This is a genomic window from Acidovorax sp. (assembly GCF_034519795.1).
Taxonomy (GTDB): Bacteria; Pseudomonadota; Gammaproteobacteria; order Burkholderiales; family Burkholderiaceae_C; genus Acidovorax.
The window spans coordinates 220,695-247,577 of sequence record NZ_JAXHOB010000030.1; the positions used below are offsets into that span (position 1 = coordinate 220,695).

Genomic DNA, 26,883 nt, shown 5'->3' on the forward strand with positions numbered 1-26,883 from the left:
ATGGACTTCGCCACCTACTACGCCCTGACCCAGCTTTACGCCGACTACGCCAGCGCCGTGGATTCAGGCGACTGGGACCTGTGGCCCGGCTTCTTCACCGACGACTGCAGCTACCGCCTGCAGCCGCGCGAGAACCACGAGCGCGGGTTTCCGCTGGCCACGCTGTCGTTCGAGAGCAAGGGCATGCTGCGGGACAGGGTCTACGGCATCAAGGAGACCCTGTTCCACGACCCCTACTACCAGCGCCACATCATCGGTGCGCCGGTGGTGCGCCAGCTCGACGGCGAGCGCATCCACTGCGAGGCCAACTACGCCGTGCTGCGCACCAAGCTGTCGCAGATGTCCACGGTGTTCAACGCGGGCCGCTACATCGACGAGGTGGTGCGCACGCCCGATGGCCTCAAGTTCGCGAAGAAGCTCGTCGTCTACGACAGCGAAATGATCCCCAACTCGATCATCTACCCGATCTAGAAAGTCCAAGCCATGAACGACACCACCACCCCGCAATGGACCGATGCGGCCGCGTTCGACGATGTGCCGCAGGACGACGTGATCGGCCTGGCCGTGGCAGGCCGCGACATCGCGCTCTACGGCGTGGATGGCACCGTCTACGCCACCGACAACCTGTGCACCCACGGCCACGCCCGGCTGTGCGACGGGTTTCTGGAAGGCCACGAGATCGAGTGCCCGCTGCACCAGGGCCGGTTCGACGTGCGCAGCGGCGCGCCCACCTGCCAGCCCGTGACCAATGCGGTGCGCAGCTACCCGGTGCGCATCGAGGGTGGCCGTGTGTATCTCGCACTGGGCTGAGCTGGCGCCTACTATCATTCCCCCATGGACCGCATTCTCTACACCTACTTCCGCAGCTCGGCCGCCTACCGGGTGCGCATCGCGCTCAATCTCAAGGGCCTCACGGCCACCCAGATCCCCGTGCACCTGGTGCGCGATGGCGGCGAGCACCTCAAACCCGAATACAAGGCCATCAACCCGCAGGGCCTGGTGCCCGTGTTCGGCGAGGATGGCATGCGCGTGAGCCAGTCACTGGCCATTCTTGAGTACCTGGAAGAAAAGTACCCCGGCACGCCGCTGCTGCCCAGCGCCCTGGCCGACCGCGCCTACGTGCGGCAACTGGCGCTGGTGATCGCCTGCGAGATCCACCCTATCAACAACCTGCGCGTGCTCAAGTACCTGACGGGCACCCTGGGCGTGGCCGACGCGGCCAAGAGCGACTGGATCAAGCACTGGATCGCCCAGGGCTTCGAAGCGCTGGAGGCCGAGATCACCGCCACCGGCAACACCGGCGGCTTCTGCTTTGGTAACACGCCCACCCTGGCCGACTGCTGCCTGGTGCCGCAGATCTTCAACGCGCGGCGCTTCGAGGTGGACCTGTCGCCCTACCCCACGCTGGTGGCCATCGACGAGCGCTGCGCTGCGCTGCCGGCGTTCCAGCAGGCGCACCCCTCTGCACAGGCCGACGCGCAATAAAGGGTTCAGCGCGGCGCGTTGGCCTCCAGCCAGGCCCGCAGGCGCCGCACGCCTTCGACCAGGCGCGCCGGGTCCTTGGAGGCAAAGCACCAGCGCAGCCAGCCCTGCGCCTCGGCGCCAAAGGCATTGCCCGGTGCCAGGCCCAGGCCGGCCTCGGTCACCAGGCGCTTGGCCAGCGTGAGCGAATCGTTGAAGCCTTCGATCTGGAAGAAGGCGTACATGCCGCCACGCGCCGCCGTCACCTTAACGCCGGGCACGTCGGCCAACAAGGGCACCAGCGTGTCGCGGCAGGCCTTCAGGTGCGCCACCACGCGCGGCGTGATCTCCTCGCTGTGCTCCAGCGCCGCCAGGGCCGCGCGTTGGGTGAACACGCTGGCGCACGAGGTGTTGAACTCGATGACCTTGGCGATGCCATCCACCAGCGCGGGCGGCAGCACCAGCCAGCCCAGGCGCCAGCCGGTCATGAGAAAACTCTTGGAAAAGCTGTGCGCCACCACCAGGCGGTCGTCGGCGCTGGCAATGTCCAGAAAGCTCGGTGCACAGCGGTTCTCGGTGGGTTCGTAGTACAGGCGCTCGTAGACCTCGTCGGCCAGGATCCAGGTGCCCGTGCTGCGGCAATGGTCCAGTATGCGCTGCTGCTCGGCGCGCGTGAGCGTCCAGCCCGTGGGGTTGTTGGGGGCGTTGACGATGAGCAGACGGGTGTCTGCGGTCACGGCGCGGCACAGGGCCTCGATGTCGAGCGTCCACTGCCCGTCCACCGCCGTGAGTGGCAAGGTGCGCACACGCGCGCCCAAAATCACCGGCTGCGCCACCAGGTTGGGCCACACGGGCGTGACCACCACCACCTCGTCGCCCGCATCCACCAGGGTCTGCACGGCCAGCATCAGCGCGCTGACGCCGCCCGAGGTGATGGCGATGCGGCCCACATCCACCGCCGGGTGCAGGGCGCTGGTGTAGGCCGCCACGGCCTCGCGCAGCGCGGGCAGGCCCAGGTTGTGGCTGTAGAAGGTCTCGCCGCGCTGCAGCGATGCGATGGCGGCGTTGCGCACCACCTCGGGCGTGACCTCGTCGCTCTCGCCGAACCAGAAGGCCAGCACATCGTCGCGCCCCAGGCCGGCGTTGGCGACCTCGCGGATCATGGAGGGTTCGAGGGTCTGGATGGTCTCGCGCATGGTCGGAAAACGGCGGTGGCCCGCAGCAAATCGGTGAAGGGACTGCAAGCGTAGCGCTTTTTCCAGGGCCCTTCAGGGCGATTGATCGCCGCCCTGCATTTCCCACCAGTGTTCGCCCATCTGCCGCTGCAGCCACTCGATGAAGCTCACCACCTTGGCCGGCACCATGCGCGGCGAGGGGTAGACGGCATGGATCTCCTGCGGCGGCAGGGTCCAGCCGGGCAGCAGCGACACGACCGCACCGCCTGCCAGCGAGCCATGCGCCACATAGGTCGGCAGCGCCGCGATGCCCATGCCCCCGCGCGCGGCTGCGAGCAGGGCCGAGAGGTTGTTGGAGCGCAGCGGCCCCGCCACCGGCACCGTGAGCGCTGCGCCCGAGCCATTGCCCAGGTGCCAGCGCGCATCGCCTTGCGCGGTGCTGTAGACCAGCGCATCGTGGCGCGCAAGGTCGGCCGGCTCCGCGGGCGTGCCGCGCTGCGCCAGGTAGTCGCCGGACGCCACCAGCACCCAGGGGTTGAGCCCCAGGTAGCGCGCGCCCAGTGTCGAATCGGCCAGACGCCCCATGCGGATGGCGACGTCGATGCCCTGCTCCACCAGGTTCACGTAGCGGTCCTCGAAGACCAGCTCGATCTGCAGGCGCGGGTTCTCGCGCATGAAGCGCATGACCAGCGGCACCAGCACGCGCCGCCCGAAGGCCACCGAGGTGCTGATGCGCAGCCCGCCCTGCACCTGGGACTGCAGCAGCGCGGCCACGGTCTCGGCCTCTTCGACGTGGTGGGTGATGAGCTTGCACTTGTCGTAGTACAGGCGGCCGATCTCGGTGGGCGACACGCCGCGCGTGCTGCGGTGCAGCAGGCGCGAGCCCAGCTGCTTTTCGAGCTGGGCCACAAGCTTGGTGGCCGAGGGCTGGCCCACGCCCATCTCGGCTGCGGCCTTGCTGAACGAGCCCAGGTCGACCACGCGCACGAACAGTTTGACTCCGAGAAGGCGATCCATGGAAACGATTATCGGCAGCGCCCGGCGGCCGATTGCATTCCAAAAGGGAATAACGCTAATGCCCTGGATGCGGGTTCCGGGCTTCGGCCAATCCGGGGAGCATCCAGTCCATCAGTTTTCAAACCCCTTGACAGGAGACCCCGATGGCAACAATGAAGGCCGCCATGGCCGCCGTGTTGGTGATGGAGAAAGAGGGCATCACGCAGCTGTTCGGCGTGCCCGGCGCAGCGATCAACCCGTTCTATGCCGCAGTGCGCGAACGCCAGTCGCTCACCCACATCCTGGCCCGCCACGTGGAGGCCGCCTCGCACATGGCCGAGGGCTATACCAGGGCCCGGGCCGGCAACATCGGCGTGTGCGTGGGCACCAGCGGGCCGGCGGGCACCGACATGATCACAGGGCTGTACTCGGCCATCGCCGACAGCATTCCCATCCTGTGCATCACCGGCCAGGCGCCGCGTGCCCGGCTGTACAAGGAGGATTTCCAGGCGGTGGATATCGAGTCCATCTCCAAGCCGGTGACCAAGTGGAGCGTGACGGTGCGCGAGCCGGCCCTGGTGCCGCGCGCCTTCCAGCAGGCCTTCCACCTGATGCGCTCGGGCCGGCCCGGGCCGGTGCTGATCGACCTGCCCTTCGACGTGCAGATGGCCGAGATCGAGTTCGACATCGACACCTACGAGCCGCTGCCGGTCTACAAGCCCGCCGCCACCCGCCGGCAGGTGGAGAAGGCGCTGGACATGCTCGAAGCCGCCGAGCGCCCGCTCATCGTGGCCGGCGGCGGCATCATCAACGCCGATGCCTCGGACCTGCTGGTGGAGTTTGCCGAGCTGACCGGCGTGCCCGTGATCCCCACACTGATGGGCTGGGGCAGCCTGCCCGACGACCACCCACTGATGGCCGGCATGTGCGGCCTGCAGACCAGCCACCGCTATGGCAATGCCACCTTGCTGGCCAGCGACTTCGTGATGGGCATCGGCAACCGCTGGGCCAACCGGCACACCGGCTCGCCCGAGGTGTACTGCAAGGGCCGCACGTTCGTGCACATCGACATCGAGCCCACGCAGATCGGCAGGGTCTTCAACCCCGACTTCGGCATCGTGAGCGATGCGCGCGCCGCGCTGCAACTGCTGGTGCAGGTGGCGCGCGAGCGCAAGGACGCCCGGGGCCTGCCCGACCGCCGCGACTGGGCCGGCCGCTGCGCCGAGCGCAAGGCGCTGATGCACCGCAAGTCGCATTTCACCGAGACCCCCATCAAGCCCATGCGCGTGTACGAGGAGATGAACGCCGTGCTGCCGCGCGACACCATCTACGTGAGCACCATCGGCCTGAGCCAGATCGCGGGCGCGCAGTTCCTCAAGGTCTACGGCCCGCGCCAGTGGATCAACTGCGGCCAGGCCGGGCCGCTGGGCTGGACCATTCCCGCCGCGCTGGGCGTGGTGGCGGCCGATCCGACGCGCACAGTGGTGGGCCTCTCTGGCGACTACGACTTCCAGTTCCTGATGGAAGAGCTGGCCGTGGGCGCGCAGTTCAACCTGCCCTATGTGCAGGTGCTGGTCAACAACAGCTACCTGGGCCTGATCCGCCAGGCGCAGCGCGGCTTCGACATGGACTACTGCGTGCAGTTGGCCTTCGAGAACCAGAACGTGGCCCCGGGCGAGGGCGACCTGCGCAGCTACGGCGTGGACCACCAGGCCGTGGTGCAGGGCCTGGGCTGCCGCTCGCTGCGCGTGACCGACCCCGAGAAGATCGCCGGAGCCCTCACCGAGGCCCTGGCCCTGGCGCGCGAGCACCGGGTGCCAGTGGTCGTGGAAGTGATCCTGGAGAAGGTCACCAACATCGCCATGGGCACCGAGATCGACAGGGTCAACGAGTTCGAGGCCATCGACTGCCGCCACCCCGGCGGGCGGGCCGGCCTGGAACTCGCCGGCCTGCTGGATTGAACATTCAACGAGAGACGACATGCCCCAATTTGCCGCCAACCTGACCATGCTCTTCACCGAGCTGCCCTTCATCGACCGCTTCGGTGCCGCTGCGCGCGCGGGCTTCACCGCCGTCGAATTCCTCTTCCCCTACGCCTGGCCGGCCGAGGAGATCCGGGCCCAGCTCGACGCCCACGGCCTGCAGCTGGTGTTGCACAACCTGCCCGCAGGCGACTGGGCCGCGGGCGAGCGCGGCATCGCCTGCCTGCCAGGGCGCGAGGCCGAGTTCCGCGCCGGCGTGGCCCAGGCCATCGCCTATGCCCAGGCCCTGGGCGTGGCGCAGCTCAATTGCCTGGCCGGCAAGGCGCCCGAAGGCGTTCCGCCCGAGCTGCTGCGCCGCACGCTGGTGGAAAACCTGCGCTTTGCCGCGCAGGCGCTGCGCCAGGCCGGGCTGCGCCTGCTGGTCGAGCCCATCAACACCCATGACATTCCGGGCTTCTTCGTGAATACCACGGCCCAGGCGCTCAGCCTGCTGGAAGAGGTGGACGCAGGCAACGCCTTCGTGCAATACGACATCTACCACGCCCAGCGCATGGAGGGCGAGCTGGCCGCCACTTTAGCCAAGCACCTGGCGCGCATCGGCCACATCCAACTGGCCGACAACCCGGGCCGCAACGAGCCGGGCACCGGGGAGATCAATTACCCCTGGCTGTTCAAGCACATCGACGCCATCGGCTACGCGGGCTGGATCGGCTGCGAATACAAGCCCGCCACCACCACCGAATCCGGCCTGGGCTGGCGCACGGCCCTGACCCAAGCATGATTTTCAAGGACATCTTCCAATGACCACCACTTCCCTCAAGATCGGTTTCATCGGCCTGGGCACCATGGGCACGCCCATGGCGCAGCACCTGATCCAGGCTGGGCACCAGCTCTTCGTGCACACCCGCGGGCGCGTGCCGCCGGCCATTGCCGAGAGCCGGGCCACCCAGTGCGTCACGGCGCGCGGCGTGGCCGAACGCGCCGACATCATTTTCACCATGGTGCCCGACACCCCGCATGTCGAGGACGCGCTGTTCAGCGAGAGCGGCGTGGCCGCCGGCCTCAGCAAGGGCAAGACCGTGGTGGACATGAGCTCGATCTCGCCCATCGCCACCAAGGACTTCGCGCAGCGCATCAACGCTCTGGGCTGCGACTACCTCGACGCGCCGGTCTCGGGCGGCGAGGTGGGGGCGAAGAACGCCACGTTGTCCATCATGGTCGGCGGGCCGGACTCGGCGTTCGCGCGCGTCAAGCCGCTGTTCGAGTTAATGGGCAAGAACATCACCCTGGTGGGCGGCAACGGCGACGGGCAGACCGCCAAGGTGGCCAACCAGATCATCGTGGCGCTGAACATCGAGGCCGTGGCGGAGGCCCTGGTTTTCGCCGCCAAGGCCGGTGCCGACCCGGCGCGGGTGCGCCAGGCGCTGATGGGCGGCTTCGCCTCGTCGAAGATCCTCGAAGTGCATGGCGAGCGCATGCTGCGCCGCACGTTCGAGCCCGGCTTTCGCATCGAGCTGCACCAGAAGGACCTGAACCTGGCCCTGGCCAGCGCGCGCGCCCTGGGCGTGGCCCTGCCCAACACCGCCACCGCGCAGGAGCTGTTCAACAGCTGCGTGGCGCAGGGCGGTGCGGCCTGGGACCATTCGGCCCTGGTGCGCGCACTGGAGACCCTGGCGCATTTCGAGATCGGCCAGGCGCCGGCCCGCTGATGGCAGTACAGCCACCCTCAACGCCGCAGCAGCGCCTGCTGCGCCGCATGTTCGATGCGGCCATCGCCAGCGCCCAGCCGGCGCTGTGCGTGCCGCCGCATCTGCCTTCCCCATCGTCCCTGGGCACGGGCCGCCTGGTCGTGATCGGCGCAGGCAAGGCCTCGGCCGCGATGGCGCGGGCGGTGGAGGACCATTGGCACGGGCCACTATCGGGCCTGGTGGTCACGCGCTACGGCCATGCCGTTCCCTGTCAGCGCATCGAGATCGTGGAAGCCGCCCACCCCGTACCCGACGCGGCCGGTATGGCGGCTGCACAGCGCATGCTCGAACTTGTCGCGGGGCTGTGCGAGGACGATCTGGTGTTGTGCCTCATCTCGGGCGGCGGCTCGGCCCTGCTGCCCTTGCCGCTGCCGGGCATCACCCTGGCCATGAAGCAGCAGGTGAACCGCGCCCTGCTGCAGTCGGGCGCCACCATCGCCGAGATGAACTGCCTGCGCCGCCACCTTTCGGCCATCAAGGGCGGGCGGCTGGCGCTGGCCTGCCACCCGGCGCGCGTGCTCACGCTGCTGCTGTCGGACGTGCCCGGTGACGCGCCCACCGACATCGCCTCAGGCCCCACCGTGGGCGACGTCACGACCTGTGCCGATGCGCTGGACATCGTGCGCCGCCACGGCATCGTGCTGCCACCCGCCGTGCGCGAGGTGCTGGAATCGGGCCAGGGCGAATCGCCCAGGCCGGGCCACCCCCACCTGGCCCGCAGCGAGGTGCGCATGGTCGCCACGCCACAGATGGCGCTGAAGGCTGCTGCCGAGGTGGCGCGCCAGGCCGGGTACACCCCGTACATCCTGGGCGATGCGCTGGAGGGCGAGGCGCGCGACATGGGCCGGGTGCTGGGCGGCATGGCGCTGCAGGTGGCGGAGCGCCAGCAGCCGTTTGCCGCGCCCTGCGTGCTGCTCTCGGGCGGCGAGACCACGGTGACGGTACGCGGCGACGGGCGCGGCGGGCGCAATGTGGAATGCCTGCTGTCCATGGCGCTGGCGCTGCAGGGGCATCCGCGCATCCACGCCCTCGCGGGCGATACCGACGGCGTGGACGGCCAGGAGGAGATCGCGGGCGCGCAGCTCACGCCCACCACGCTGCAGCGCGCGCTGGCCCTGGGGATCCGGCCCGCCGACGCGCTGGCGCGCAACGACGGCCATGGATTTTTCGGCGCGCTCGGCGACGCGGTGGTGACCGGGCCCACGCTGACCAATGTGAACGACTTTCGCGCCATCGTGATCGATGCGCCATGAAAGCGCGGGTACCAGGCGGCGCGGGAATGTCCGATTCTGATACCCGGTTGTCCACCGCGCGCATGGAGCCGAACACGCGCAAGGCCTAAGATTCGGCGATGCCCCGCCGAATCACTCCCCTGCCCCGCCCCCTCTGTTCAGCCTGTCCAAGGTCCGCCGCATGAGCGCGCCCGCCGCCCTGCGCCCGCGCGACCTGGTGCTCGCGCTGCTCGTGATCCTTGTCTGGGGTGTCAACTTCGCCGTGATCAAGGTCGGCCTGGTCGGCGTGCCGCCGCTGCTGCTGGGGGCGCTGCGCTTCATGCTCGCGGCCTTTCCGGCGCTGCTGTTCTTCAAGGCGCCCAAGGTGCCGCTGCGGCTGTACCTGGCCTTCGGGCTGACCATGTCGGTGGGGCAGTTCGCCTTTTTGTTCAGCGCCATCCACGTGGGCATGCCCTCGGGCCTGGCCTCGCTGGTGCTGCAGTCGCAATCGTTCTTCACGCTGGTGCTCACGGCCCTGTGGCTGCGCGAGCGCTGGCAGGGCAACCAGCTGGCCGGCCTGCTGCTGGCGGCCGGGGGGCTGGTGCTGATCGGCAGCGCGCATGGCGCCTCGATGCCGCTGCTGGGCTTTCTGCTCACGGTGGCCGCCGCCGCCATGTGGGCCTGCGGCAACATCGTGAGCCGCGCCGTGGGCCGGCACGGGCCCATGAACCAGTTGGCCTTCGTGGTCTGGGCCAGCCTGGTGCCACCGCTGCCGCTGCTGGCGCTCTCGCTCCTGATCGAGGGGCCTGCCGCCATCTCTGCGGCGCTGCAAGGCTTCGGCCTGGCGTCCTTCGCCTCGGTGGCCTACCTGGCCTGGGCGGCCACGCTGTTCGGCTATGGGGTGTGGACCTTCCTGCTCTCGCGCTATCCCATCAACCGCGTGGCGCCCTTCACGCTGCTGGTGCCGCTGGTGGGGCTGACCACCGGCTGGCTGGCCTTTGGCGAGACACTGCAGCCGGTGCATTTCATCGGCGGAGCCTTGCTCATGGTCGGCCTGTTCGTGAATCTTTTCGGGGCCCCGCTGCTGGCACGCCTGCGGCTGCAGTGGAAAGCCTGATGCCGGCACGCCCGTAACGCAGGGCGCCGTCACCGTGAGGGGGCGACGCCCTTGACGCCTGGCGCTTAAAGATATACATTAAATCAATGTTTACGCGGCGCGGTAGACAGCAAGCCATCCAGGACCCCGGCCATCCGATCCCAGCGCCTTTACTGGAATGCACCCATGACCACCGACACCCACGGCACCCAAGCCCCCCACACCGACCACAGCCTCGATGCGCACCACCCCGCCGCCGGCTTCTCCGACCGCGTGGCCCTGTCCATCACCCTGGCGCTGCGCTTTTTTGCCGATACCTTCTTTGCCAAGCGCTATGGCAACCGCGCCATCGTCCTCGAGACGGTGGCGGCCGTCCCCGGCATGGTGGGCGGCATGCTCGTGCACCTGCGCTGCCTGCGCTGGATGGTGGACGACGAAGGCTGGATCCGCACCCTGCTCGACGAAGCCGAGAACGAGCGCATGCACCTCATGACCTTCATCGAGATCGCCCGGCCCAACTGGTTCGAGCGTGCGGTGATCCTGTTCACCCAGGCCGTTTTCTTCGTGTGCTTCTTCGCGCTGTACCTGGTCTCTTCGCGCACGGCACACCGCCTGGTAGGCTACTTCGAAGAGCAGGCCGTGGTCAGCTACACGCTGTACCTGGCAGAGATCGACGCAGGCCGGGTCGAGAACGTGCCGGCACCCGCCATCGCCATCGGCTACTGGAAGCTGCCCGCCGGTGCCCGCCTGCGCGACGTGGTGCTGGCCGTGCGTGCCGACGAGGCGGGCCACCGCGACGTGAACCACGGCTTTGCCGATGCGTTGGCCGGCTCGGCCGCCGCACAACACGCCAGCTGAGACAATCCAGCGCAACGCCCTCCTGCCCAGCCCCATGCGCCTGACCCTGTTCACCGACTACTCCCTGCGCGTTCTGCTGGTACTGGCCTCGCGCACCGAGGCCCTGGTCACCATTGCCGACATCACCGAGGCCTTCGGCATCTCGCAGGCCCACCTGATGAAGGTCACCCATGCGCTGGGCAAGACGGGCTGGGTGGACACGGTGCGCGGCCGCAACGGCGGCATGCGCCTGGCGGTGGACCCGCGCAGGCTCTCGCTTGGCGAGGTGGTGCGCCGGCTGGAGGCCGACTTCGCACTGGTCGAATGCATGGGCGAGGACAACCACTGCGTGCTGACCGGTGGCTGCGGCCTGGAGGTGGCCCTGAAGCTGGCCACCGAGGTCTTCCTGCGCGAGCTGGACCGATACTCGATCGCCGACCTGGTCAACACCAGCCCGGCGCTGGCGCAACTGGCGCTGTGGCAGCCCGTCACCTGGAACACGCTGCCCCAGCGCCCAGCGGCGGTCGACCGGCACCCCGCCTGATTCCAAGACCCTCGAACCAGACAAGATGCACCCCAGCTTCCCGTTGATGTAGTTCAACATCACGGGTTGAAGCACCGGGGTCTGCCCGTTGTGCGCATGAGAACCTGCGCATTGCCGCCCAACTTGACCTGGGCCACTGCGTGTTACCTCCTTGTTGCAAGCCAGTGACCTACTCCGTGCGACAGTCCCAACAGAGTCATGACGGAGCTATCAACCTTGGCTAGAACGTCTGCTTGATCAGGTCGGCCACACGCGCCGCATCCTCTTCAAGAGCGAAGTGCCCGCTGTCCAACAATTCCACGCGAACGTCTTTGATGTCGCGCCGGAACGCTTCAGCCCCCGGGACGCCGAAGAACGGGTCGCCGCGTCCCCATGCGACCAGCGTCTTGGGCTGGTGCGCACGAAAGTAGGCCTGCCACACGTCGAACAAAGGCACGTTGTGACGGTAGTCATTGAACAGTGCCAGTTGACGCTCGGCACTCCCAGGGCGGTCCAGCAGCGCCTGATCCAGCGTCCATGCGTCGGGATTCAACGCTTCGGGCTGGCGAGCACCGGCGGTGTACTGCATCTTCGTGGTCTCGGCCAACAACATCTGCCGTGCCCCAGTCTCATCACCCTTCTCCCACAGCGGCATGAACACGCCAGCGACCGCCGGAGTCAGTCCTTCCATGTAGGCATTGGCGTTCTGGATCACGATCCCGCGCACATGCTCCGGCTTGCCCGTGGCCAAGCGCAGCCCGATGGGACCGCCGTAATCCTGCATGTAGTAGATCGCGTCCGTCACGCCGATGTGGTCAAGCAACGCCCGCACGTGCGCAGTCAGCTTGTCGAAGCTGTACTCGAACTGGTCGACCGCTGGCGCGGCGGAATGGCCGAAGCCGATGTAGTCGGGCGCAATGACACGGAAGCGATCCGCCAGCAGCGGGATGAGGTCACGAAACATGTGCGACGACGACGGGAAGCCATGCAGCAGCACGATCACTGGATGGGCGGGGCTGCCTGCTGCGCGGTAGAAGGTGCTCAGCCCGTCAATCTCTACCTGACGGTGCTCAACGCTGGCGGGGGAGCTTGCGGAGGTTGTGTTCATCATGATCCTTTGGAGTGGGTTAGTGGAATCACGCAGCAAGACGCAGCGGTTGGACGGATGGGAAGTCGACTTCGGTCTGTGCTACTTCGTTGACGTAGTTGGTGAAGGTGTTCAAAGCGACTGCCAGCAGGATGTCCAGCACCTGCGCGTCGCTGTAGCCGGCACTGAGCACCGCGTGGATCTGGTCGTTGCTGACACGACCGCGTTGGCGGACCACGGCGGCAGCAAAGCGCACAGCCGCGTCGGCCTTCGGGTCGTTGGACGCGCCGTTGCGGTTGGCCGCAATTTCGGCGTCGTCGACGCTTGGCCAACTTGCGGCCCAGGAATGAGTGGGCTGCCAGGCAGTAGCCGCAGCCGTTGAGTTCCGCCACGGCCAATGCGATGCGTTCACGCGTGGCGGCATCCAGGCCGCCCTGCGCGGACGCGGCACTCAGTTGCAGGTAGCCGGTCAGCGCGGCAGGACTGTTGGCGACGACGCGAAACATGTTCGGGACGAGGCCCAGTTGCTTCTCCACGGCCTTGAGCGAGGTTTGAGCGGCAGCCGGCGCGGCGTCGATTGTGGCGGGGGTGTTGAGACGGGACATGAGGTGCTCCAGGGGGTTGGGATGTACGCGGTGTTGGCGTGGAATGAATTCTCTTTTGCACGATCACGTTTGATAATCAGATAAATTCACGAATCACCTTCTCACAAACTGGAACAATATGGACAGATTCGACGCCGTCACAGCCTTCGTGGCCGTGGCGCGCAGCGGCGGCTTCTCTGCCGCGAGTCGTGCTTTGGGCACGCCGGTCGCCAATGTCAGCCGCAAGGTCGCCTTGCTCGAAGAAACCCTGGGGGTACGACTTTTCGTTCGGACTACGCGGCACGTGGCGTTGACCGAAGGCGGGCAGCGATACTTCCTGGCCTGCAGCCGTGTCCTTGACGCCCTGCGCGACGCTGACGAGGAAGTGACTGGCGAATACCGTCAGCCCAAGGGCGATCTGACCATCACCGCGCCACTGGGCTTCGGCCAGCAACACCTACAGCCGGTGGTACATGAGTTTCTGCGTGCATACGCGCAGGTCAATGTCCACATGCAACTGACCGACCGTGTCTTGCCGCTCGTGGAAGAGCATGTGGACTGCGCGGTGCGCATCGGCGCGCTGGCCGACAGCAGTTTGGTGGCGCGCGAAGTGGGGACCATCAGAATCGTCGTCTGCGCGGCTCCAGGCTATTTGGAGACGCGCGGCACGCCCCTGGACCTGGAGGCTTTGACCGACCACGACTGCATCAGCTGGACCGGCCTGGGGCCCTACAAGACCTGGGCGCTGACAGTGCGCGATGGCGACAAGTCGACGGAGCAGCAGGTGCCGGTCAACGTGCGAAGCTCGACGACCACGCCGGAGTCGGCATTGCAAGCCTCGATCGCCGGGCTCGGCCTGGTGCAGGCCACCAGCTACCAGGTCGCACCACACGTCGCGGCGGGGCGACTCGTGCCGGTGCTGGTCGCCCATGACAGCGATACGTACCCCGTGAGCCTCGTCTATCCGAGCAAGCGCCTGATTCCGCTGAAGCTGCAGGCATTTCTGGACTTCGCAACGCCCCGCCTGACGCAGCGCCTTGCTGAAGTGGATGGGGTGATGGGTCGCCGCTGAAGGTGAGGCCCCGCAGCTCTTCGCCATCTTCCATGGAGCGTGACTTCACACACACCGAACCAGCAACCGGCCCCCGGCAAAGCCGGGGGCTTTGAGGATGTGAATCGCTCCAAGCGGCTCGACGGGATCGCTATGCCCAATGTGCAGTGACGGCTCACAGCCTCGGGCGATTGCGGAAGACCAACCGGTCGCGCACCTGCCCGGTCCACCTGCATGGCAACTGAGCGACCCAGAGCCGATGCCTGCTGGCAGCAACTTGGGCGGAGAAAGCCGAACCGGGTGTCCAGCAGCGACCGAAACACGCACCAGAGGCAGACACGGGTTTGGAGCGGCTAACAAAACTCTTCCGGCGTCGTTGCTGCGTCTTGTCGTACTGCTCGTACTGCCTGCGACGCAGCGCCCAGCCAGAACCGCTTCGCTTCCGGCGGCAGCGACCAAGGCGCCCTCACTCCACCGTGACGCTCTTGGCCAGGTTGCGTGGCTTGTCCACGTCGGTGCCGCGCGCGCAGGCCGTGTGGTAGGCCAGCAGCTGCAGCGGCACCACGTGCAGCAGCGGGCTCAGCGGGCCGTAGTGCTCGGGCATGCGGATCACGTGGATGCCTTCGCTGCTCTCGATGCGGGTGTCGGCATCGGCCAGCACGTAGAGCACGCCGGCGCGGGCGCGCACTTCCTGCATGTTGCTCTTGAGCTTTTCCAGCAGCGCATCGTTGGGCGCCACGGTGACCACGGGCATGGCGCTGGTGACCAGGGCCAGGGGGCCGTGCTTGAGCTCGCCGGCGGGGTAGGCCTCGGCGTGGATGTAGCTGATCTCCTTGAGCTTCAAGGCACCTTCGAGCGCGATGGGGTAATGCAGCCCACGACCCAGGAACAGCGCGTTTTCCATGCGAGCGAAGTCCTCGGCCCAGCTGATGACCTGGGGTTCGAGCGCGAGCACGGCCTGCAGCGCCACGGGCAGGTGGCGCATGGCCTTGAGGTGCGCGGCCTCCTGCTCGGCCGTGAGGCGGCCCTTGGACTGGGCCAGCGCCAGCGTGAGCAAAAACAGCCCTGCCAGCTGGGTGGTGAAGGCCTTGGTGCTGGCCACGCCGATCTCCACGCCGGCGCGCGTGATGTAGGCCAGCTTGCACTCGCGCACCATGGCGCTGGTGGCCACGTTGCAGATGGTCAGCGTGTGCTGCATGCCCAGGCTTTGCGCGTGGCGCAGGGCGGCCAGGGTATCGGCCGTTTCACCGGACTGGGTGATGGTGACCACCAGGCTGCGCGGGTTGGGCACGCTGGTGCGGTAGCGGTACTCGCTGGCCACTTCGACCTGGGTGGGGATGCCGGCGATCTCTTCGAGCCAGTACTTGGCGGCGCAACCGCTGTAGTAGCTGGTGCCGCAGGCCAGGATGAGGACGCTGTCGATCTCCTTGAACACGCGCCAGGCGGCCGTGCCGTCGGCGCCGTCGAACAGCTCGGGAACGATGCCCTCCAGGCCTTCGAGGGTGTCGGCAATGGCGCGCGGCTGCTCGAAGATTTCTTTTTGCATGTAGTGGCGGTAAGGGCCGAGCTCGGCCGCACCGCTGTGCGCCTGCACCGTGCGCACCGGGCGCTGCGCAGGGGTGAGCGCCTCGCGGCCCTTGCCCATGATCCAGTAGCGGCCCAGTTGCAGGTCCACCAGGTCGCCCTCTTCGAGGTAGACGATCTGGTCGGTCACCCCGGCCAGGGCCATGGCGTCGCTGGCCAGAAAGTGCTCGCCGGCCACCGAGCTGCCGGTGCCCGAGCCCACGCCCAGGATCAGCGGTGAGCCTGCCCGCGCGCCCACCACGCGGTGCGGCTCGTCCTTGTGCATCACCGCAATCGCATAGGCGCCATGCAGCTGGGCCACGGCGGCCTGCACGGCCTCGCACAGATCGCCGCTGTAGTGGCTGTCCACCAGGTGGGCGATGACCTCGGTATCGGTCTGGCTGGCGAACACATAGCCACGCGCCTGCAGGGCGGCGCGCAGCTCCTCGTGGTTCTCGATGATGCCGTTGTGCACCAGCGCCACGCGGCCGGGCGTGCCGGCGGCATCGCCCGTGCCGTGGCTGAAATGCGGGTGGGCATTGTGCACCGCCGGCGCGCCGTGCGTGGCCCAGCGCGTGTGGGCAATGCCGGTGGCGCCGTCGACATGGTCGGTCTGCACCTGCTCCAGCAGCTCGGCCACGCGGGCCGTGCTGCGGGCACGCTGCAAACCGGCCGGGCGCGTGGCGTCCAGGCTCGATGCGTGCACGGCTACGCCGCACGAGTCATAGCCCCGGTATTCGAGCCGTTGCAGGCCCTGCACGAGGATGGGAACGATGTTGCGCGTGGAAACCGCGCCGACGATGCCGCACATGGATTGCTGCTCCTGTTGGATAAGTGCTGCAATGGTAGGCAGCGCCCATTGGAATAAGTGATTGATATTTGAATAGAAATGAACTTCAATTTCATCATAATCAGCGAATGAAATAAAATTCCAAAACAATGGCAACTTCGGAATCAATCACACTGGATCACATCGATCTGCAGCTGCTGAACCTGCTGCAGACCGATGCGGGCCAGAGCAATCAGGCGCTTGCCGAGCGGGTGCATGTCTCGCCGCCCACCTGCCTGCGCCGGGTCAAGCGGCTGCACGAGGTGGGCCTGATCGAGCGGCAGGTGGCCCTGCTGCAGCCCGAGCGCCTGGCCGCCGTGCAGGGCCATGGCCTGGCCTGCATCGTCGAGGTGTCGCTGGACCGGCAGGATGCGCAGGCGCTCGACGCCTTCGAGGCCCGCGCGGTGGCGCACCCCGCCGTGCAGCAGTGCTGGCGCGTGTCGCCCGGCCCGGACTTCATCCTGGTGGCGCACACGCGCGACATGCCGGGCTACCTGGCGCTGTCGCAGCAGTTGTTCACGGGCGATGCCAACGTGCGCAACGTGAAGGCTTTCTTCAGCACCAAGCGCGCCAAGTTCAGCACGGCCATCCCGGTGCACGGGGCATGAGCCTTTCCACGGCACCCTCGCCATCGACCCAGCGCGCTGGCGGGACATGCCATTTGCCGCTGGCCTCTACCGCCGGGTAAAGGTAAGCTCTCTGCGCCTTCCTCTTCTCGCGGCACCATCCGCCAGCGCCTGCATTGCCCTCCATGGCCACCTACGAACAACAGATGCCTCGGCGCGTGTACCCGCTGCGCGTGCTCGGCATGGGCCTGGGCGGCGTGGTGGTGGCGGTGGTGCTGTGGCAGCGCCAGGCATCCCTGCTCGCCTGGCTGGGCATGGTGCTGCCGTGCTTCGTCTGGCCGCACGTGGCGTACCAGCTCGCACGGCGCAGCGCCGACCCCTACCGCGCCGAGATCCGCAACCTGCTCGCCGACTCGGCCCTGGCAGCGGCCCTGGTGCCGCTGATGCACTTCAGCCTGCTGCCCAGCGTGCTGCTGTGCACGCTGACCCTGGTGGACAAGATCACCACCGGCATCCGCGGCCTGTGGGCGCGGTCGATTCCGGCCATGCTCGCAGGTGGAGCAGCCAGCGCCCTGCTCACGGGACTGCACTGGTCACCTGAGAGCCCCCTGCCCATCATCCTCGCGTGCCTGCCGGTGATGGCCATGCACACCATCTCGGTCAGCGTGGTGAGCTACCGCCTGATCCGCAAGGTGTCGCAGCAGAACCTGCTGCTCGACGAATTGCGCCGCGTGGACACGCTGACCGGCCTGTACGGCCGCGGCCACTGGCAGGAGCAGGCCGAGGCCGCGCTGCGCCGCCACCATGCCAGCCGCGAGCCGGCCTGCATGCTGATGATGGACATCGACAGCTTCAAGCAGATCAACGACCAGCACGGCCACACGGTGGGCGACGAGGTGATCCGCGCGGTGGCCCATGTGGTGCGCGGCCATGTGCGCGCCACGGACTGCGCGGGCCGCTATGGAGGCGATGAGTTCGCCATCTTGCTGACCGGCATGGCCGTGGAGGAAGCCGTCGCCGTGGCCGAGCGCATCCGCGCGCAGACCGAGGCCATCCGCCTGCGCGACATGCCAGCGCTGCGCATGACCGCCAGCATCGGCGTGGCGGCGGCAGACCCTCGCCACGCCACCTTGCGCGCCTGGATGGACGCGGCCGATGCCGCGCTGTACGTGGCCAAGAATGCGGGGCGCAACCGCGTCACCGGCAGCCGGGACGGCACGGGCAGCGCCACCGAGGGCGCGCTGGCCGCCTCAGAGCCCTGAGGGCGAAGCAGGCCACTCCAGGCGAACCTGGCAGCCCGCGCCCGGCGTTGCATCGGCCGTGAGCTGCGCGCCATGGCGCTGCGCAATCACCCGGCACAGGGCCAGACCGGTGCCCACACCCTCGAACTCCGTCTCGCGGTGCAGGCGCTGGAACACGCCGAACAGCGATCCCGCGCGCGCGGGGTCGAAGCCCACGCCGTTGTCGCGCACGGTCACCGCCACGCGGCCATCGGCCAGCGGTTCGGCACCCATGCGGATCTGCGCTTGGTCCTGGCCACGCGTGAATTTGAGTGCATTGCCCAACACCTGCACCAGCAATTCCTGCAACAGGCTGGCATCGGCCTGCAGCACGGGCAGGCCAGCGTCCAGATGCCACTGCACCGTGCGCCCTGCCTCGGCCGCCGCCAGCGTGGCACGGGCCTGGGCCACTGCATCGGCCAGCGCGATGGCCTCACAGCGCAGCGGCGCACGCCCGGCGCGCACCAGGGCCAGAAGGCCGTCCATCATGAGCCCCATGCGCCGCGCCGACTGGTCCATGGTGGCCAGAAAGCCCAGCGCCTCCTGCAATTCGGGCGCCTGCACCACACCGGCCGGCAGGTCGCCGAGCACCTCGCGCACCAGCGTGCCGTACGAGGTCACATGGCGCAGCGGCGCGCGCAGGTCGTGCGAGACGGCACGCAGGAACTCCTCCTGCGCGGCAGCCATGTCGGCCACCTGCTGGCGGCTGCGCGCCAGTTCGGCGCGCAGTTCTTCGAGGGTCTGGCGGGTGTCGTCGTCGCTCATGGCGCGGGCCTCCTGCTCAGCTCATGGCTTGGGTTGCTTCGCGGGGCGCTGCCAGTTGGCAATGGCGACCTGCTTGCCGCGGGCCACGCCCAAAGACCCGGGCGGTACGTCCTTGGAAATGGTCGAGCCGCCGCCCACCGTGGCACCGGCACCGATGGTGACGGGTGCCACCAGCACGCAGTTGCTGCCGATGTGCACGTCGGCCTCGATCACCGTGCGGTGCTTGTTGGCACCGTCGTAGTTGGCGGTGATGGCGCCGGCGCCATAGTTCACGCGCTCGCCCACCGTGGCATCGCCCAGGTAGGCCAGGTGGTTGGCCTTGGCGCCGTCGGCCAGGGTGGAGTTCTTCACCTCCACGAAGTTGCCGATGTGCACCTCGCGGCCCAGTTGGGCGCCCGGGCGCAGGCGCGCGAAGGGACCGATCAGCGCGCCTTCGCCCACCGTCGCGCCCAGCTTTTCACCATCGATGTGCGTAAAGGGGTGGATCACCGCGCCAGCGGCGATGCGCGCATTGGCAATGCAGCAGTTGGCGCCGATCTGCACGCCCTCGCCCAGCTCCACGCGGCCGGTGAAGAGGCAGTTGGCGTCGATCTCGACGTCCTGCCCGCACACCAATTCGCCGCGCACGCCGGTGCGCACGTCGTCGCGCAGGTCGAAGCGGGCCGGGTCGGCCAGGCGCACGCCCTGCTCCAGCAGGGCCCGCGCCTGGCGCTGCTGGTGGGCGCGCTCGAGCTCTGCCAGCTGCAGGGGGCTGTTCACACCGGCGACCTGCAGGGCATCGGTGATCCTGTGGGCCACCACGGGCACGCCATCGGCCACGGCCATGGCGACGATGTCGGTCAGGTAGTACTCGCCCTGGGCGTTGTCATTGGTCAGGCGCGCCAGCCAGGGGGCCAGCAGCCGCGCGGGCACGGCCATGATGCCGCTGTAGACCTCGGCGATGGCGCGCTGCGCCTCGCTTGCATCCTTGTGCTCGACGATGCCCTGCACTGCGCCCGCCGCGTTGCGCACGATGCGGCCGTAACCCGTGGGGTCGGGCAGCGTGACGGTCAGCAGCGCCAGCTGATCGCTGCCACCGGCGGCCACCAGGGCACGCAGGGTATCGGCCTGGGTGAGCGGCACATCGCCCGAGAGCACCACCACCGTGCCGTCCGCGCGCAGGTGCGGCACGGCCTGCTGCACGGCATGGCCGGTGCCCAGTTGCGGCTCCTGCCGCACGAAGGCCAGCTCCAAACCGATCGCTCCGGCCTGGCGGGTGGCGGCCTCCACCTCGGCGGCCCCATGGCCGGTGATCACGGTGGCACTGCGCGCCTGCAGGCGGACCGCCTGGTCCAGCACATGCTGCAGCAGCGGGCGCCCGCCCAGGCGCTGCAGCACCTTGGGGATACGGCTTTTCATGCGCGTGCCCTTGCCGGCCGCCATGATGAGGATGTCGAGTTGCGTCATGGAAATGGAAAATTGGGGCTGCGCACCCGGTGGCGCGCAGGCACCGGGATTATCGGCTGCGCCGCACCGGGGCTTGGGCCTTACAACAGAGGCAGCAGGCGCGGCTGCTTGTCGTAGTACTCGGCGATGCTTTCCAGTGCGCGGGTATTGAGCAGCCGCAGCCGCCCATTCCGGAGCTCGTGCAGGCCCAGCAGGGCCAGCCGGCGCAGGGTCTTGTTGGTGTGCACCAGCGACAGGCCCAGCGCATCGGCAATGTGCTGCTGGTTGAGCGGGAAGGCCACGCTGCCATCGGCATCCACCAGGCCCACGCGCTCGAGCCGCCGGTACAGGTGCATGAGCAGCATGGCCACGCGCTCGGTGGCATTGCGCCGCCCGGCGGTCAGCAGGCCGTCGTCCACATGGCCCTCCTCGTGGGCGGCCAGCCAGGTGACGTCGTAACCCAGCCGCGGATGCTCGGCGAATACGGCCCACAGGCTGTCGTTCTGGAACACGCACAGCGTGCAGTCCGTGAGCGCCTCGACCCCGTGCGCCGACAGGTCGCCGAATTCCTGCTGCAAGCCCACCAGATCGCCCGGCAGGAGGAAGTTCAGGATCTGGCGGCGCCCATCGCTCAGCGTCTTGTAGCGAAACGCCCAGCCCGAGTACAGGGTGAACAGGCGGGCGTTGGCCTGGCTTTCGTGGACCAGCGCACCGCCGGACTGCACCGCCAGTGTGGCCGAGCGAAAGCCTTCGATGAAATCCAGCACCTGGGGCTCCACCGGGGTGAAGGCTCCCGTCCTGCGCAAACGGCATTCGTGGCAGTGCGGCGGGCACGCATCGGGCGGCGGGGTGGTATTCATCGTGGCGCCATTCTAGGGAGCCGGTGGCCATTTGACGCGCCTGTCCACAGGCATTTTTGTGCGTCGATCTTGGCCCCGCACCATGGTTCCTGCGGCCTTTGGGGCGCGCGCAATCCTGCTATGTCTTTTGACATTGCGCGCCTGTCAGCGCCGTCCTACATTGCGCCGCACCTATGACGCCCGCCCACAGCCTTTATGAAGCCCTGTACGTGAGTACCCTGGCACCCGATCAACCCCCGAGCGTTGTCGCCGAGATCGCCGGCCGCGCCCGTGTGAAGAATGCCAGCCTGGGCATCACCGGCCTGCTGGTCTTCGACGGCATGCGCTTTTGCCAGCAGTTGGAGGGCACGCAAAAGGAGGTGCTCAAGCTCACCGAGCGCATCCGCAACGACCCGCGCCACACCGGCGTGGAGGTGCTGCACCATGGGCTGCTGGCCGAGCGGCGCTTTCGCCAGTTCAGCCTGGCCTTCACCTCGGTGGACGATCCCGATGCGCTGGCACGCATGGAGCAACTCGACGGCGAGGCGGCCCTGGCAGCCTTTGAAGTCCTGCGCGGGGACCTGGAGCCATAGCCCTGAATTCGCCATAGTGCGCCAGGATAGGCAACGACCAGGTCGGGGGCGGGTGCCAAGTCTTTCATTGCAACAGCGAACAGCGGCTTTCACCCAGGAACGCAGGGCAAAAACGAACAGCCCATACTTCTCGCGAAGAGCGGGGCCCTACAGCACCGACAGCTTTCACCACCAGCAAAAAAAGCTGCGGCGCCCGGCACACCGGGCGGCAGCAGCTCTTTTCTTGCATGCCAGTCACCACGACGTGCGTGGTGATGGGTACACCTCAGGCGCAGCAGGGCGTCCCGTCCACCGATGGCACGGAGGTCATGCCCAACGCAGCACGCTTCCACCAGGCAGGTGCCGAACGCGAGGCCAGCGCGGTCCAGCGGTATTGCAGGCGCTGGTTGCCCAGCGTCTCCACCACGGCATGCTGGCCCGCAGCCACCCACAGCGTCTGGCCAGCCTGCAGGAAGACATCGCCTGCACAGTCGCGGCTGGCGCCGTGCGGCCCATCGTCCAGGGTCACCCAGGCCTGGCCTTCGGCCACGCGCAGCGCCATGGCCGTGCGCGGCTTGAGGCTGGCGGCCGTGCCGGGCTGGAGCGTGAAGATGTCCTTGGCCGCAACGCGGCGGAAGGCGCTGGAAGCTTGCAATGGCAGAACATTCGATGCGGTCATGGTTTTCTCCTGGTAAACCCTATAGGCCTCTATGGTGCACCTGTGCTTGCAGTGCGTCCAATGAATTGCAAGGCCCTCATTGATTCAAGTTCGGCATCAATGCAAAAAATGGCCGGATACCGGTGACGGCCCCATCGCTTTCAGGCGTGCATGCGCACTCGCTGGGGTGCTATCCGATGCAGAGCAAACCGCACCAGGCCGGCGACCAGCCGACCGCTGGCACCCAGGGTCGCGGCCACCGCCGCACCCACGGCACGCCCGCCCTGGCCGAGCGCACAGACCAGGTCACGCAGCGGTTGCGCCACGCCCAGTTCCCAATCCACCGCCGCATCGGCCACCAGGGTGGCGACGGGCGCACGGTCCCAGCAGAAGGCCACCGCACTGGGCGCCCCGCCACGCAGGTACCACGACTCCATCACCACCCGCTGGCCAGCTTCGATGACCAGCTCCTGCCCCTGGAGCAGCACGATGTCCTCGGTGGCCTGGTCGGGTTGGCCGGGCCTTGCGCCCACCGACAACCACACCCGGCCCTGCGAGATTTCCAGCACACTGCGCTCACGCGGGTTCAGCGTGATGGCGCGGCCCGCGTCCAGCTTCCAGCTTCCGGCCAACACGCGGCCGGCCGTGGGGGCAATGGCGGATTGTTGCGATTCCAGAACGGTACGGGACGGCATGGTGGGCTCCTTGGTGCTTGAAAAAACGTTGTAGAGCCTGGATGATCCGCCTTGAGCGGCCTGCGGTCCAATGAAAACGCAGTACGCTATTGATGCCATCAGCGCATGAATTAATTTGAACGGACACCATGCCCAACGCCGAGCCCACACCCGCCCTCTCGCGCACCCGCCCTGTTTCCGTGGGCCACTGGCGTGCCTTCCTGGCGGTGGCCAGGCACCTGAACTTCCGCGCGGCAGCCGATGAAATGGCGCTCACCCAATCGGCCGTGAGCCGCCAGATCCAGTCGCTGGAGGACGAGGTGGGTGTGCCCCTGTTCCTGCGCCACACGCGTGCGGTGGAGCTCACGAGTGCCGGCGCGCAGTTGCAGCGCGCCATCGCACCGGCGCTGGACCGCATGGATGCATCCGTGCGCCTGGTGCGCCAGACCGCAGGGCGGCGCAGCGTGGCCATCACCACCTGGGCCAGCTTTGCATCGATGTGGCTGATTCCGCGCATGGAAGAGTTCCAGCGCGACAACCCGGGCATCGACATCCGCATCGACGCCACCGACGTGCCCGTGGACCTGGAAACCTCGGACGTGGACCTGGCCCTGCGCTACAGCCTGCCCAGCAGCATGCCCCGCGGCGCCGTGCGCCTGTGCGGCGAGCAACTGGCCATCGTCGCCAGCCCCTGGCTCATCAAGAGCAGCCCGCCCGTGCGCACACCGGCCGACGTGGCCCAATTCACGCTGATCGAGGCCGGCGATGCGCACCGCAGCCAGCACCTGGAATGGCTCAGCTGGCAGCGCTGGTTCGAGAACCAGGGCCAGCCCAAGCTGCAGCCGCAGCGCTGGCTGTACTTCAACTACGCCCACCAGATCGTGCAGGCCGCCCTGAGCGGCCAGGGCCTGGCGCTGGCACGCATGCCGCTGATCGCCGATGCACTGGCCGCAGGCGACCTGGTGGAGCTGCTGCCCAACCACCGGCTCGACTCCCCGCTGGCCTACTGGCTGCTGGTGGGGCCGCGCAGCGGGCACCGCCCGGAGATCAAGGCCTTCTGCGCCTGGCTGGAGATCCAGGCCAAGGCCACGCGCGAAGCGGTGGGCGACGTGCCCGACCCGGACACCGTCGACGACTTTGACTGAGAGGCTGAGAGAGTCAGCCGAGTACGACGCGCGCGAACTTGCGCTTGCCCACCTGCACCACATAGGTGCCCGCTTCGAGCTTGAGGCCCTTGTCGCTGATGACGGTGCCGTCCACGCGCACGCCGCCGCCATCGATCAGGCGGCCGGCTTCGCTGCTGGAAGGGGCCAGGTTGGCGCCCTTGAGCAACGCACCGATGCCCAGCGGGGCGCCGGACAGGCTGACGTCCGGGATCTCATCGGGCACGCCGCCCTTGCTGCGGTTGTGGAAGTCCTGCTCGGCCGCCTCGGCCGCCGCCGCGCTGTGAAAGCGCGTGGTGATCTCCTTGGCCAGCATGACCTTGGCGTCCTTGGGGTTGCGCCCGCCCGCCACTTCGGCCTTGAGCGCCGCGATCTGTTCGAGCGACAAAAAGGACAGCAGGGTGTACCAGTCCCACATCAGCGTGTCGGAGATCGACAGCACCTTGGCGAACATGGTGTTGGGCTCTTCGGCGATGCCGATGTAGTTGTTCTTGGACTTGGACATCTTGTCCACGCCGTCCAGGCCCACCAGCAGCGGCATGGTGAGCACGCACTGCGGCTCCTGGCCATATTCCTGCTGCAGGTGCCGACCCATGAGCAGGTTGAACTTCTGGTCCGTGCCACCGAGCTCGAGGTCGCTCTTCAAGGCCACGGAGTCGTAGCCCTGCATCAGCGGGTACAGGAACTCGTGCACCGAAATGGACTGGCCGGTGGTGAAGCGCTTGTGGAAGTCGTCGCGCTCCATCATGCGTGCCACGGTGTACTTGGCGGCCAGCTGGATCATGCCGCTGGCACCCAGGGGCTCGCTCCACTCGCTGTTGTAGCGGATCTCGGTGCGGGCCGGGTCCAGCACCAGGCTGGCCTGGCGGTAGTAGGTTTCTGCGTTGGCCTTGATCTGCTCGGGCGTGAGCGGCGGGCGCGTGCTGTTGCGGCCCGAGGGGTCGCCGATCAGGCTGGTGAAATCCCCGATCAGGAAGATCACCTGGTGGCCCAGATCTTGCAATTGCCGCATCTTGTTGAGCACCACGGTGTGGCCGATGTGGATGTCCGGGGCTGTGGGATCCAGGCCCAGCTTGATGCGCAAGGGCGTGCCCGTGGCCTCCGAGCGCGCCAGTTTCTTGACCCATTCGTCCTGGGGCAGCAGCTCTTGCACACCGCGCAGCGAGATTTCAAGCGCCCGTCCTACACCATCGGAAACCGGCATCGTTGTAACAGCAGATTGATTCATAAGGGTTTTTTGGGATGTCTATACAGCGCGCACCGCTATACTCCAGCCCACATTGCAGAGGCGGATTCTAATGGGCCCGCTGTTTCGACCCGCCCTGGGCCCTGTCGAATCGCTGCAAACAGACAGTCTGTGCGCCTTGCCTTGCCCCGCATTCACGCCGGGGAAGTGCCAGGAGATCACTCTCACACTGGGGATAGACCTTTGATTCACGGCTTGACCACCGCCAGCGCGGCTTTGCTAGACCGACTGTCCCAGAGCATCCAACAACACCCCAAACGCGTCACCGCCGCCGTTGCAGCATTGCTGCTCACGGGCGGCGGCGGCGCTTTTGCGGTCGCATCGTTTGCTCCCGATCCCGCCGACATGCCGGTGCGCATGGTGAACTACCCGGTGGAGTCGCTGGCCGAGAACCTGGTGCTGGGCCAGTTCGATGCGCCCGGCTTCTCGCTGTTCCGCTCCGAACAGGTGCGCAGCAGCGACACCCCTGAATCGCTGCTGCAGCGCATGGGCGTGGCCGACCCGGCCGCCGCCGCCTTCCTGCGCGGCGACAACATGGTGCGCCAGAACATGCTGGGCCGCACCGGCCGTTTCGTGTCGGCCGAGACCACCGATGACCACCGCCTGGTGCGCCTGACCGCCCGCTGGGTGCCCGACGACAGCGGCAACTTCCGCCGCCTGATCGTGGAGCGCACGGGCGAGAAATTCAGCTCGCGCATCGAGACCGCCAAGCTGACGACCAGCAGCCGCCTGGCCGGTGGCGTGATCAACAGCTCGCTGTTCGCAGCGACCGACGCCTCCAACATCCCCGACGCCGTGGCCGTGCAGATGGCCGAGCTGTTCTCGGGCAACATCGACTTTCGCCGCTCGCTGCGCAAGGGCGACCGTTTCTCGGTGGTCTACGAAACCCTCGAAGCCGACGGCGAGCCACTGAGCAGCGGCCGCGTGCTGAGCGCCGAATTCGTCAACAACACAAAGACCCACCAGGCCATCTGGTTCCAGGAAGCCGGCGCATCCAAGGGCGCCTACTACACGCTGGACGGCGAAAGCATGCGCCGCGCCTACCTGACCTCCCCCGTGGAGTTCTCCCGCGTGACCAGCGGCTTCAAGATGCGCATGCACCCCATCCTGAAGACCTGGCGCGCTCACCTGGGTACCGACTTCGCAGCCCCCACGGGCACGCCGGTGCGCACCGTGGGTGACGGCGTGGTGGAGTTCTCCGGCGTGCAGAACGGTTTCGGCAACGTGGTCTTCGTCAAGCACCGCAACCAGCATGTCACCGTGTACGCCCACCTGAGCCGCATCGACGTGCGCCAGGGCCAGTCGGTGGAACAGGGCCAGACCCTGGGTGCCGTGGGTTCCACGGGCTGGGCCACCGGCCCGCACCTGCACTTCGAATTCCGCGTCAATGGCCAGCACCAGGATCCTCAGACCATCGTGGCCGCGAGCGAAGCCGCAGCACCGGTGTCCAAGGCCGCTCGCCCGGCCTTCGAGCGCCTGGCCTCCGCCATGCGCATCCAGCTGTCCGCAGCCGCCCTGATCGAACAGGCCAGCGCGGAATAAACCCTCGGCC

At 67.7% G+C, this 26,883-nt stretch carries 26 protein-coding genes and 1 pseudogene; 16 read left to right on the top strand and 11 right to left on the bottom strand.

Annotated elements, in window-relative coordinates:
- From U5N23_RS29855 to maiA, 3 genes are read left to right on the top strand one after another with little or no spacing between them, the layout of a single operon-like run.
- The gene (locus U5N23_RS29855) at positions 1-471 is read left to right on the top strand and encodes an aromatic-ring-hydroxylating dioxygenase subunit beta (protein WP_322596312.1); all 471 of its coding nucleotides are present in this window, start codon (positions 1-3) and stop codon (positions 469-471) included.
- 12 nt (positions 472-483) lie between these two features.
- Complete coding sequence (locus tag U5N23_RS29860) at positions 484-810, top strand: non-heme iron oxygenase ferredoxin subunit (protein ID WP_322596313.1); 327 nt, start codon at positions 484-486, stop codon at positions 808-810.
- A 24-nt stretch (positions 811-834) separates the two neighbouring features.
- Positions 835-1,485 carry a maleylacetoacetate isomerase gene (maiA, locus tag U5N23_RS29865; RefSeq protein WP_322596314.1) on the top strand — a complete coding sequence of 217 codons (651 nt, stop codon included), beginning with the start codon at positions 835-837 and terminating at the stop codon, positions 1,483-1,485.
- A 5-nt stretch (positions 1,486-1,490) separates the two neighbouring features.
- On the opposite strand, the gene U5N23_RS29870 is transcribed toward maiA, so the two are convergent.
- Both U5N23_RS29870 and U5N23_RS29875 read right to left on the bottom strand, forming a co-directional pair.
- Positions 1,491-2,657, bottom strand: a complete 1,167-nt coding sequence (locus U5N23_RS29870; RefSeq protein ID WP_322596315.1) for a pyridoxal phosphate-dependent aminotransferase — start codon at positions 2,655-2,657, stop codon at positions 1,491-1,493.
- 72 nt (positions 2,658-2,729) lie between these two features.
- Positions 2,730-3,653 carry a LysR family transcriptional regulator gene (locus U5N23_RS29875; protein WP_322596316.1) on the bottom strand — a complete coding sequence of 308 codons (924 nt, stop codon included), beginning with the start codon at positions 3,651-3,653 and terminating at the stop codon, positions 2,730-2,732.
- Between the two features lie 143 nt (positions 3,654-3,796).
- On the opposite strand from U5N23_RS29875, the gene gcl reads away from it, so the two are divergent.
- The 7 genes from gcl to U5N23_RS29910 all read left to right on the top strand — a co-directional run bounded on the left by gcl (position 3,797) and on the right by U5N23_RS29910 (position 11,050).
- Positions 3,797-5,593, top strand: a complete 1,797-nt coding sequence (gene gcl, locus U5N23_RS29880; protein WP_322596317.1) for a glyoxylate carboligase — start codon at positions 3,797-3,799, stop codon at positions 5,591-5,593.
- A 19-nt stretch (positions 5,594-5,612) separates the two neighbouring features.
- Positions 5,613-6,395: a hydroxypyruvate isomerase gene (gene hyi, locus U5N23_RS29885; protein ID WP_322596318.1), complete on the top strand. Its 783-nt coding sequence runs from the start codon at positions 5,613-5,615 to the stop codon at positions 6,393-6,395.
- A gap of 19 nt (positions 6,396-6,414) precedes the next feature.
- On the top strand, positions 6,415-7,323 hold the full coding sequence (glxR, locus tag U5N23_RS29890; protein ID WP_322596319.1) for a 2-hydroxy-3-oxopropionate reductase: 909 nt from the start codon (positions 6,415-6,417) through the stop codon (positions 7,321-7,323).
- Positions 7,323-8,615 carry a glycerate kinase gene (locus U5N23_RS29895; protein ID WP_322596320.1) on the top strand — a complete coding sequence of 431 codons (1,293 nt, stop codon included), beginning with the start codon at positions 7,323-7,325 and terminating at the stop codon, positions 8,613-8,615. Before glxR ends, U5N23_RS29895 begins: the two co-directional genes overlap by 1 nt.
- Before the next feature lie 160 nt (positions 8,616-8,775).
- Entirely contained in the window at positions 8,776-9,690 is a 915-nt protein-coding gene (locus U5N23_RS29900) for an EamA family transporter (protein ID WP_322596321.1), read from the top strand.
- 165 nt (positions 9,691-9,855) lie between these two features.
- Positions 9,856-10,527, top strand: coding sequence for an alternative oxidase (locus tag U5N23_RS29905; protein ID WP_322596322.1), 672 nt, complete (start codon positions 9,856-9,858; stop codon positions 10,525-10,527).
- A gap of 34 nt (positions 10,528-10,561) precedes the next feature.
- Positions 10,562-11,050 carry an Rrf2 family transcriptional regulator gene (locus U5N23_RS29910; protein WP_322596323.1) on the top strand — a complete coding sequence of 163 codons (489 nt, stop codon included), beginning with the start codon at positions 10,562-10,564 and terminating at the stop codon, positions 11,048-11,050.
- A gap of 220 nt (positions 11,051-11,270) precedes the next feature.
- On the opposite strand, the gene U5N23_RS29915 is transcribed toward U5N23_RS29910, so the two are convergent.
- Together U5N23_RS29915 and U5N23_RS29920 are read right to left on the bottom strand one after the other, a co-directional pair.
- On the bottom strand, positions 11,271-12,137 hold the full coding sequence (locus U5N23_RS29915; protein ID WP_322596324.1) for an alpha/beta hydrolase: 867 nt from the start codon (positions 12,135-12,137) through the stop codon (positions 11,271-11,273).
- A 28-nt stretch (positions 12,138-12,165) separates the two neighbouring features.
- Positions 12,166-12,721, bottom strand: a pseudogene (locus U5N23_RS29920) (carboxymuconolactone decarboxylase family protein).
- Positions 12,722-12,839: 118 nt separating this feature from the next.
- Here U5N23_RS29920 and U5N23_RS29925 point away from each other — a divergent pair.
- Positions 12,840-13,772: a LysR family transcriptional regulator gene (locus U5N23_RS29925; RefSeq protein WP_322596326.1), complete on the top strand. Its 933-nt coding sequence runs from the start codon at positions 12,840-12,842 to the stop codon at positions 13,770-13,772.
- 445 nt (positions 13,773-14,217) lie between these two features.
- On the opposite strand, the gene glmS is transcribed toward U5N23_RS29925, so the two are convergent.
- Positions 14,218-16,125, bottom strand: a complete 1,908-nt coding sequence (gene glmS, locus U5N23_RS29930; protein ID WP_305742391.1) for a glutamine--fructose-6-phosphate transaminase (isomerizing) — start codon at positions 16,123-16,125, stop codon at positions 14,218-14,220.
- Between the two features lie 128 nt (positions 16,126-16,253).
- On the opposite strand from glmS, the gene U5N23_RS29935 reads away from it, so the two are divergent.
- Together U5N23_RS29935 and U5N23_RS29940 are read left to right on the top strand one after the other, a co-directional pair.
- Positions 16,254-16,751, top strand: a complete 498-nt coding sequence (locus U5N23_RS29935) for an Lrp/AsnC family transcriptional regulator (RefSeq protein WP_322596327.1) — start codon at positions 16,254-16,256, stop codon at positions 16,749-16,751.
- Between the two features lie 143 nt (positions 16,752-16,894).
- Entirely contained in the window at positions 16,895-17,971 is a 1,077-nt protein-coding gene (locus tag U5N23_RS29940) for a diguanylate cyclase (RefSeq protein WP_322596328.1), read from the top strand.
- Here U5N23_RS29940 and U5N23_RS29945 read toward each other — a convergent pair.
- From U5N23_RS29945 to U5N23_RS29955, 3 genes are all read right to left on the bottom strand, one after another.
- Positions 17,960-18,754, bottom strand: a complete 795-nt coding sequence (locus U5N23_RS29945) for a sensor histidine kinase (protein WP_322596329.1) — start codon at positions 18,752-18,754, stop codon at positions 17,960-17,962. The genes U5N23_RS29940 and U5N23_RS29945 overlap by 12 nt on opposite strands.
- Before the next feature lie 21 nt (positions 18,755-18,775).
- On the bottom strand, positions 18,776-20,200 hold the full coding sequence (gene glmU / locus U5N23_RS29950; RefSeq protein WP_322596330.1) for a bifunctional UDP-N-acetylglucosamine diphosphorylase/glucosamine-1-phosphate N-acetyltransferase GlmU: 1,425 nt from the start codon (positions 20,198-20,200) through the stop codon (positions 18,776-18,778).
- An 80-nt stretch (positions 20,201-20,280) separates the two neighbouring features.
- Positions 20,281-21,039, bottom strand: a complete 759-nt coding sequence (locus tag U5N23_RS29955; RefSeq protein ID WP_322596331.1) for a Crp/Fnr family transcriptional regulator — start codon at positions 21,037-21,039, stop codon at positions 20,281-20,283.
- A 173-nt stretch (positions 21,040-21,212) separates the two neighbouring features.
- Between U5N23_RS29955 and U5N23_RS29960 the strand changes: the two genes are divergently transcribed.
- Complete coding sequence (locus U5N23_RS29960) at positions 21,213-21,611, top strand: BLUF domain-containing protein (RefSeq protein ID WP_322596332.1); 399 nt, start codon at positions 21,213-21,215, stop codon at positions 21,609-21,611.
- 265 nt (positions 21,612-21,876) lie between these two features.
- Here the strand turns inward: U5N23_RS29960 and U5N23_RS29965 are convergent, their stop codons facing one another.
- Both U5N23_RS29965 and U5N23_RS29970 read right to left on the bottom strand, forming a co-directional pair.
- Positions 21,877-22,269 carry a DUF2917 domain-containing protein gene (locus U5N23_RS29965; RefSeq protein ID WP_322596333.1) on the bottom strand — a complete coding sequence of 131 codons (393 nt, stop codon included), beginning with the start codon at positions 22,267-22,269 and terminating at the stop codon, positions 21,877-21,879.
- Positions 22,270-22,409: 140 nt separating this feature from the next.
- Positions 22,410-22,943 (bottom strand): DUF2917 domain-containing protein, encoded by a 534-nt coding sequence (locus tag U5N23_RS29970; RefSeq protein WP_322596334.1) that lies wholly within the window; start codon positions 22,941-22,943, stop codon positions 22,410-22,412.
- 128 nt (positions 22,944-23,071) lie between these two features.
- Between U5N23_RS29970 and U5N23_RS29975 the strand changes: the two genes are divergently transcribed.
- Positions 23,072-24,067, top strand: a complete 996-nt coding sequence (locus U5N23_RS29975; RefSeq protein WP_322596335.1) for a LysR substrate-binding domain-containing protein — start codon at positions 23,072-23,074, stop codon at positions 24,065-24,067.
- A gap of 13 nt (positions 24,068-24,080) precedes the next feature.
- On the opposite strand, the gene tyrS is transcribed toward U5N23_RS29975, so the two are convergent.
- Positions 24,081-25,313 (bottom strand): tyrosine--tRNA ligase, encoded by a 1,233-nt coding sequence (gene tyrS, locus U5N23_RS29980; RefSeq protein ID WP_322596336.1) that lies wholly within the window; start codon positions 25,311-25,313, stop codon positions 24,081-24,083.
- A 201-nt stretch (positions 25,314-25,514) separates the two neighbouring features.
- On the opposite strand from tyrS, the gene U5N23_RS29985 reads away from it, so the two are divergent.
- A complete protein-coding gene (locus U5N23_RS29985) occupies positions 25,515-26,873 on the top strand; it encodes a peptidoglycan DD-metalloendopeptidase family protein (protein WP_322596337.1) in 1,359 nt (452 codons plus the stop codon).
- The last annotated feature ends 10 nt before the right edge of the window (positions 26,874-26,883 follow it).

What these genes read in the sequence shown, in the direction of transcription:
- U5N23_RS29855 (WP_322596312.1), top strand. Translation starts at nt 1, where the DNA reads ATGGACTTCGCCACCTACTACGCCCTGACCCAGCTTTACGCCGACTAC.
- U5N23_RS29860 (WP_322596313.1), top strand. Translation starts at nt 484, where the DNA reads ATGAACGACACCACCACCCCGCAATGGACCGATGCGGCCGCGTTCGAC.
- maiA (WP_322596314.1), top strand. Translation starts at nt 835, where the DNA reads ATGGACCGCATTCTCTACACCTACTTCCGCAGCTCGGCCGCCTACCGG.
- U5N23_RS29870 (WP_322596315.1), bottom strand. Translation starts at nt 2,657, where the DNA reads ATGCGCGAGACCATCCAGACCCTCGAACCCTCCATGATCCGCGAGGTC.
- U5N23_RS29875 (WP_322596316.1), bottom strand. Translation starts at nt 3,653, where the DNA reads ATGGATCGCCTTCTCGGAGTCAAACTGTTCGTGCGCGTGGTCGACCTG.
- gcl (WP_322596317.1), top strand. Translation starts at nt 3,797, where the DNA reads ATGGCAACAATGAAGGCCGCCATGGCCGCCGTGTTGGTGATGGAGAAA.
- hyi (WP_322596318.1), top strand. Translation starts at nt 5,613, where the DNA reads ATGCCCCAATTTGCCGCCAACCTGACCATGCTCTTCACCGAGCTGCCC.
- glxR (WP_322596319.1), top strand. Translation starts at nt 6,415, where the DNA reads ATGACCACCACTTCCCTCAAGATCGGTTTCATCGGCCTGGGCACCATG.
- U5N23_RS29895 (WP_322596320.1), top strand. Translation starts at nt 7,323, where the DNA reads ATGGCAGTACAGCCACCCTCAACGCCGCAGCAGCGCCTGCTGCGCCGC.
- U5N23_RS29900 (WP_322596321.1), top strand. Translation starts at nt 8,776, where the DNA reads ATGAGCGCGCCCGCCGCCCTGCGCCCGCGCGACCTGGTGCTCGCGCTG.
- U5N23_RS29905 (WP_322596322.1), top strand. Translation starts at nt 9,856, where the DNA reads ATGACCACCGACACCCACGGCACCCAAGCCCCCCACACCGACCACAGC.
- U5N23_RS29910 (WP_322596323.1), top strand. Translation starts at nt 10,562, where the DNA reads ATGCGCCTGACCCTGTTCACCGACTACTCCCTGCGCGTTCTGCTGGTA.
- U5N23_RS29915 (WP_322596324.1), bottom strand. Translation starts at nt 12,137, where the DNA reads ATGAACACAACCTCCGCAAGCTCCCCCGCCAGCGTTGAGCACCGTCAG.
- U5N23_RS29925 (WP_322596326.1), top strand. Translation starts at nt 12,840, where the DNA reads ATGGACAGATTCGACGCCGTCACAGCCTTCGTGGCCGTGGCGCGCAGC.
- glmS (WP_305742391.1), bottom strand. Translation starts at nt 16,125, where the DNA reads ATGTGCGGCATCGTCGGCGCGGTTTCCACGCGCAACATCGTTCCCATC.
- U5N23_RS29935 (WP_322596327.1), top strand. Translation starts at nt 16,254, where the DNA reads ATGGCAACTTCGGAATCAATCACACTGGATCACATCGATCTGCAGCTG.
- U5N23_RS29940 (WP_322596328.1), top strand. Translation starts at nt 16,895, where the DNA reads ATGGCCACCTACGAACAACAGATGCCTCGGCGCGTGTACCCGCTGCGC.
- U5N23_RS29945 (WP_322596329.1), bottom strand. Translation starts at nt 18,754, where the DNA reads ATGAGCGACGACGACACCCGCCAGACCCTCGAAGAACTGCGCGCCGAA.
- glmU (WP_322596330.1), bottom strand. Translation starts at nt 20,200, where the DNA reads ATGACGCAACTCGACATCCTCATCATGGCGGCCGGCAAGGGCACGCGC.
- U5N23_RS29955 (WP_322596331.1), bottom strand. Translation starts at nt 21,039, where the DNA reads ATGAATACCACCCCGCCGCCCGATGCGTGCCCGCCGCACTGCCACGAA.
- U5N23_RS29960 (WP_322596332.1), top strand. Translation starts at nt 21,213, where the DNA reads ATGACGCCCGCCCACAGCCTTTATGAAGCCCTGTACGTGAGTACCCTG.
- U5N23_RS29965 (WP_322596333.1), bottom strand. Translation starts at nt 22,269, where the DNA reads ATGACCGCATCGAATGTTCTGCCATTGCAAGCTTCCAGCGCCTTCCGC.
- U5N23_RS29970 (WP_322596334.1), bottom strand. Translation starts at nt 22,943, where the DNA reads ATGCCGTCCCGTACCGTTCTGGAATCGCAACAATCCGCCATTGCCCCC.
- U5N23_RS29975 (WP_322596335.1), top strand. Translation starts at nt 23,072, where the DNA reads ATGCCCAACGCCGAGCCCACACCCGCCCTCTCGCGCACCCGCCCTGTT.
- tyrS (WP_322596336.1), bottom strand. Translation starts at nt 25,313, where the DNA reads ATGAATCAATCTGCTGTTACAACGATGCCGGTTTCCGATGGTGTAGGA.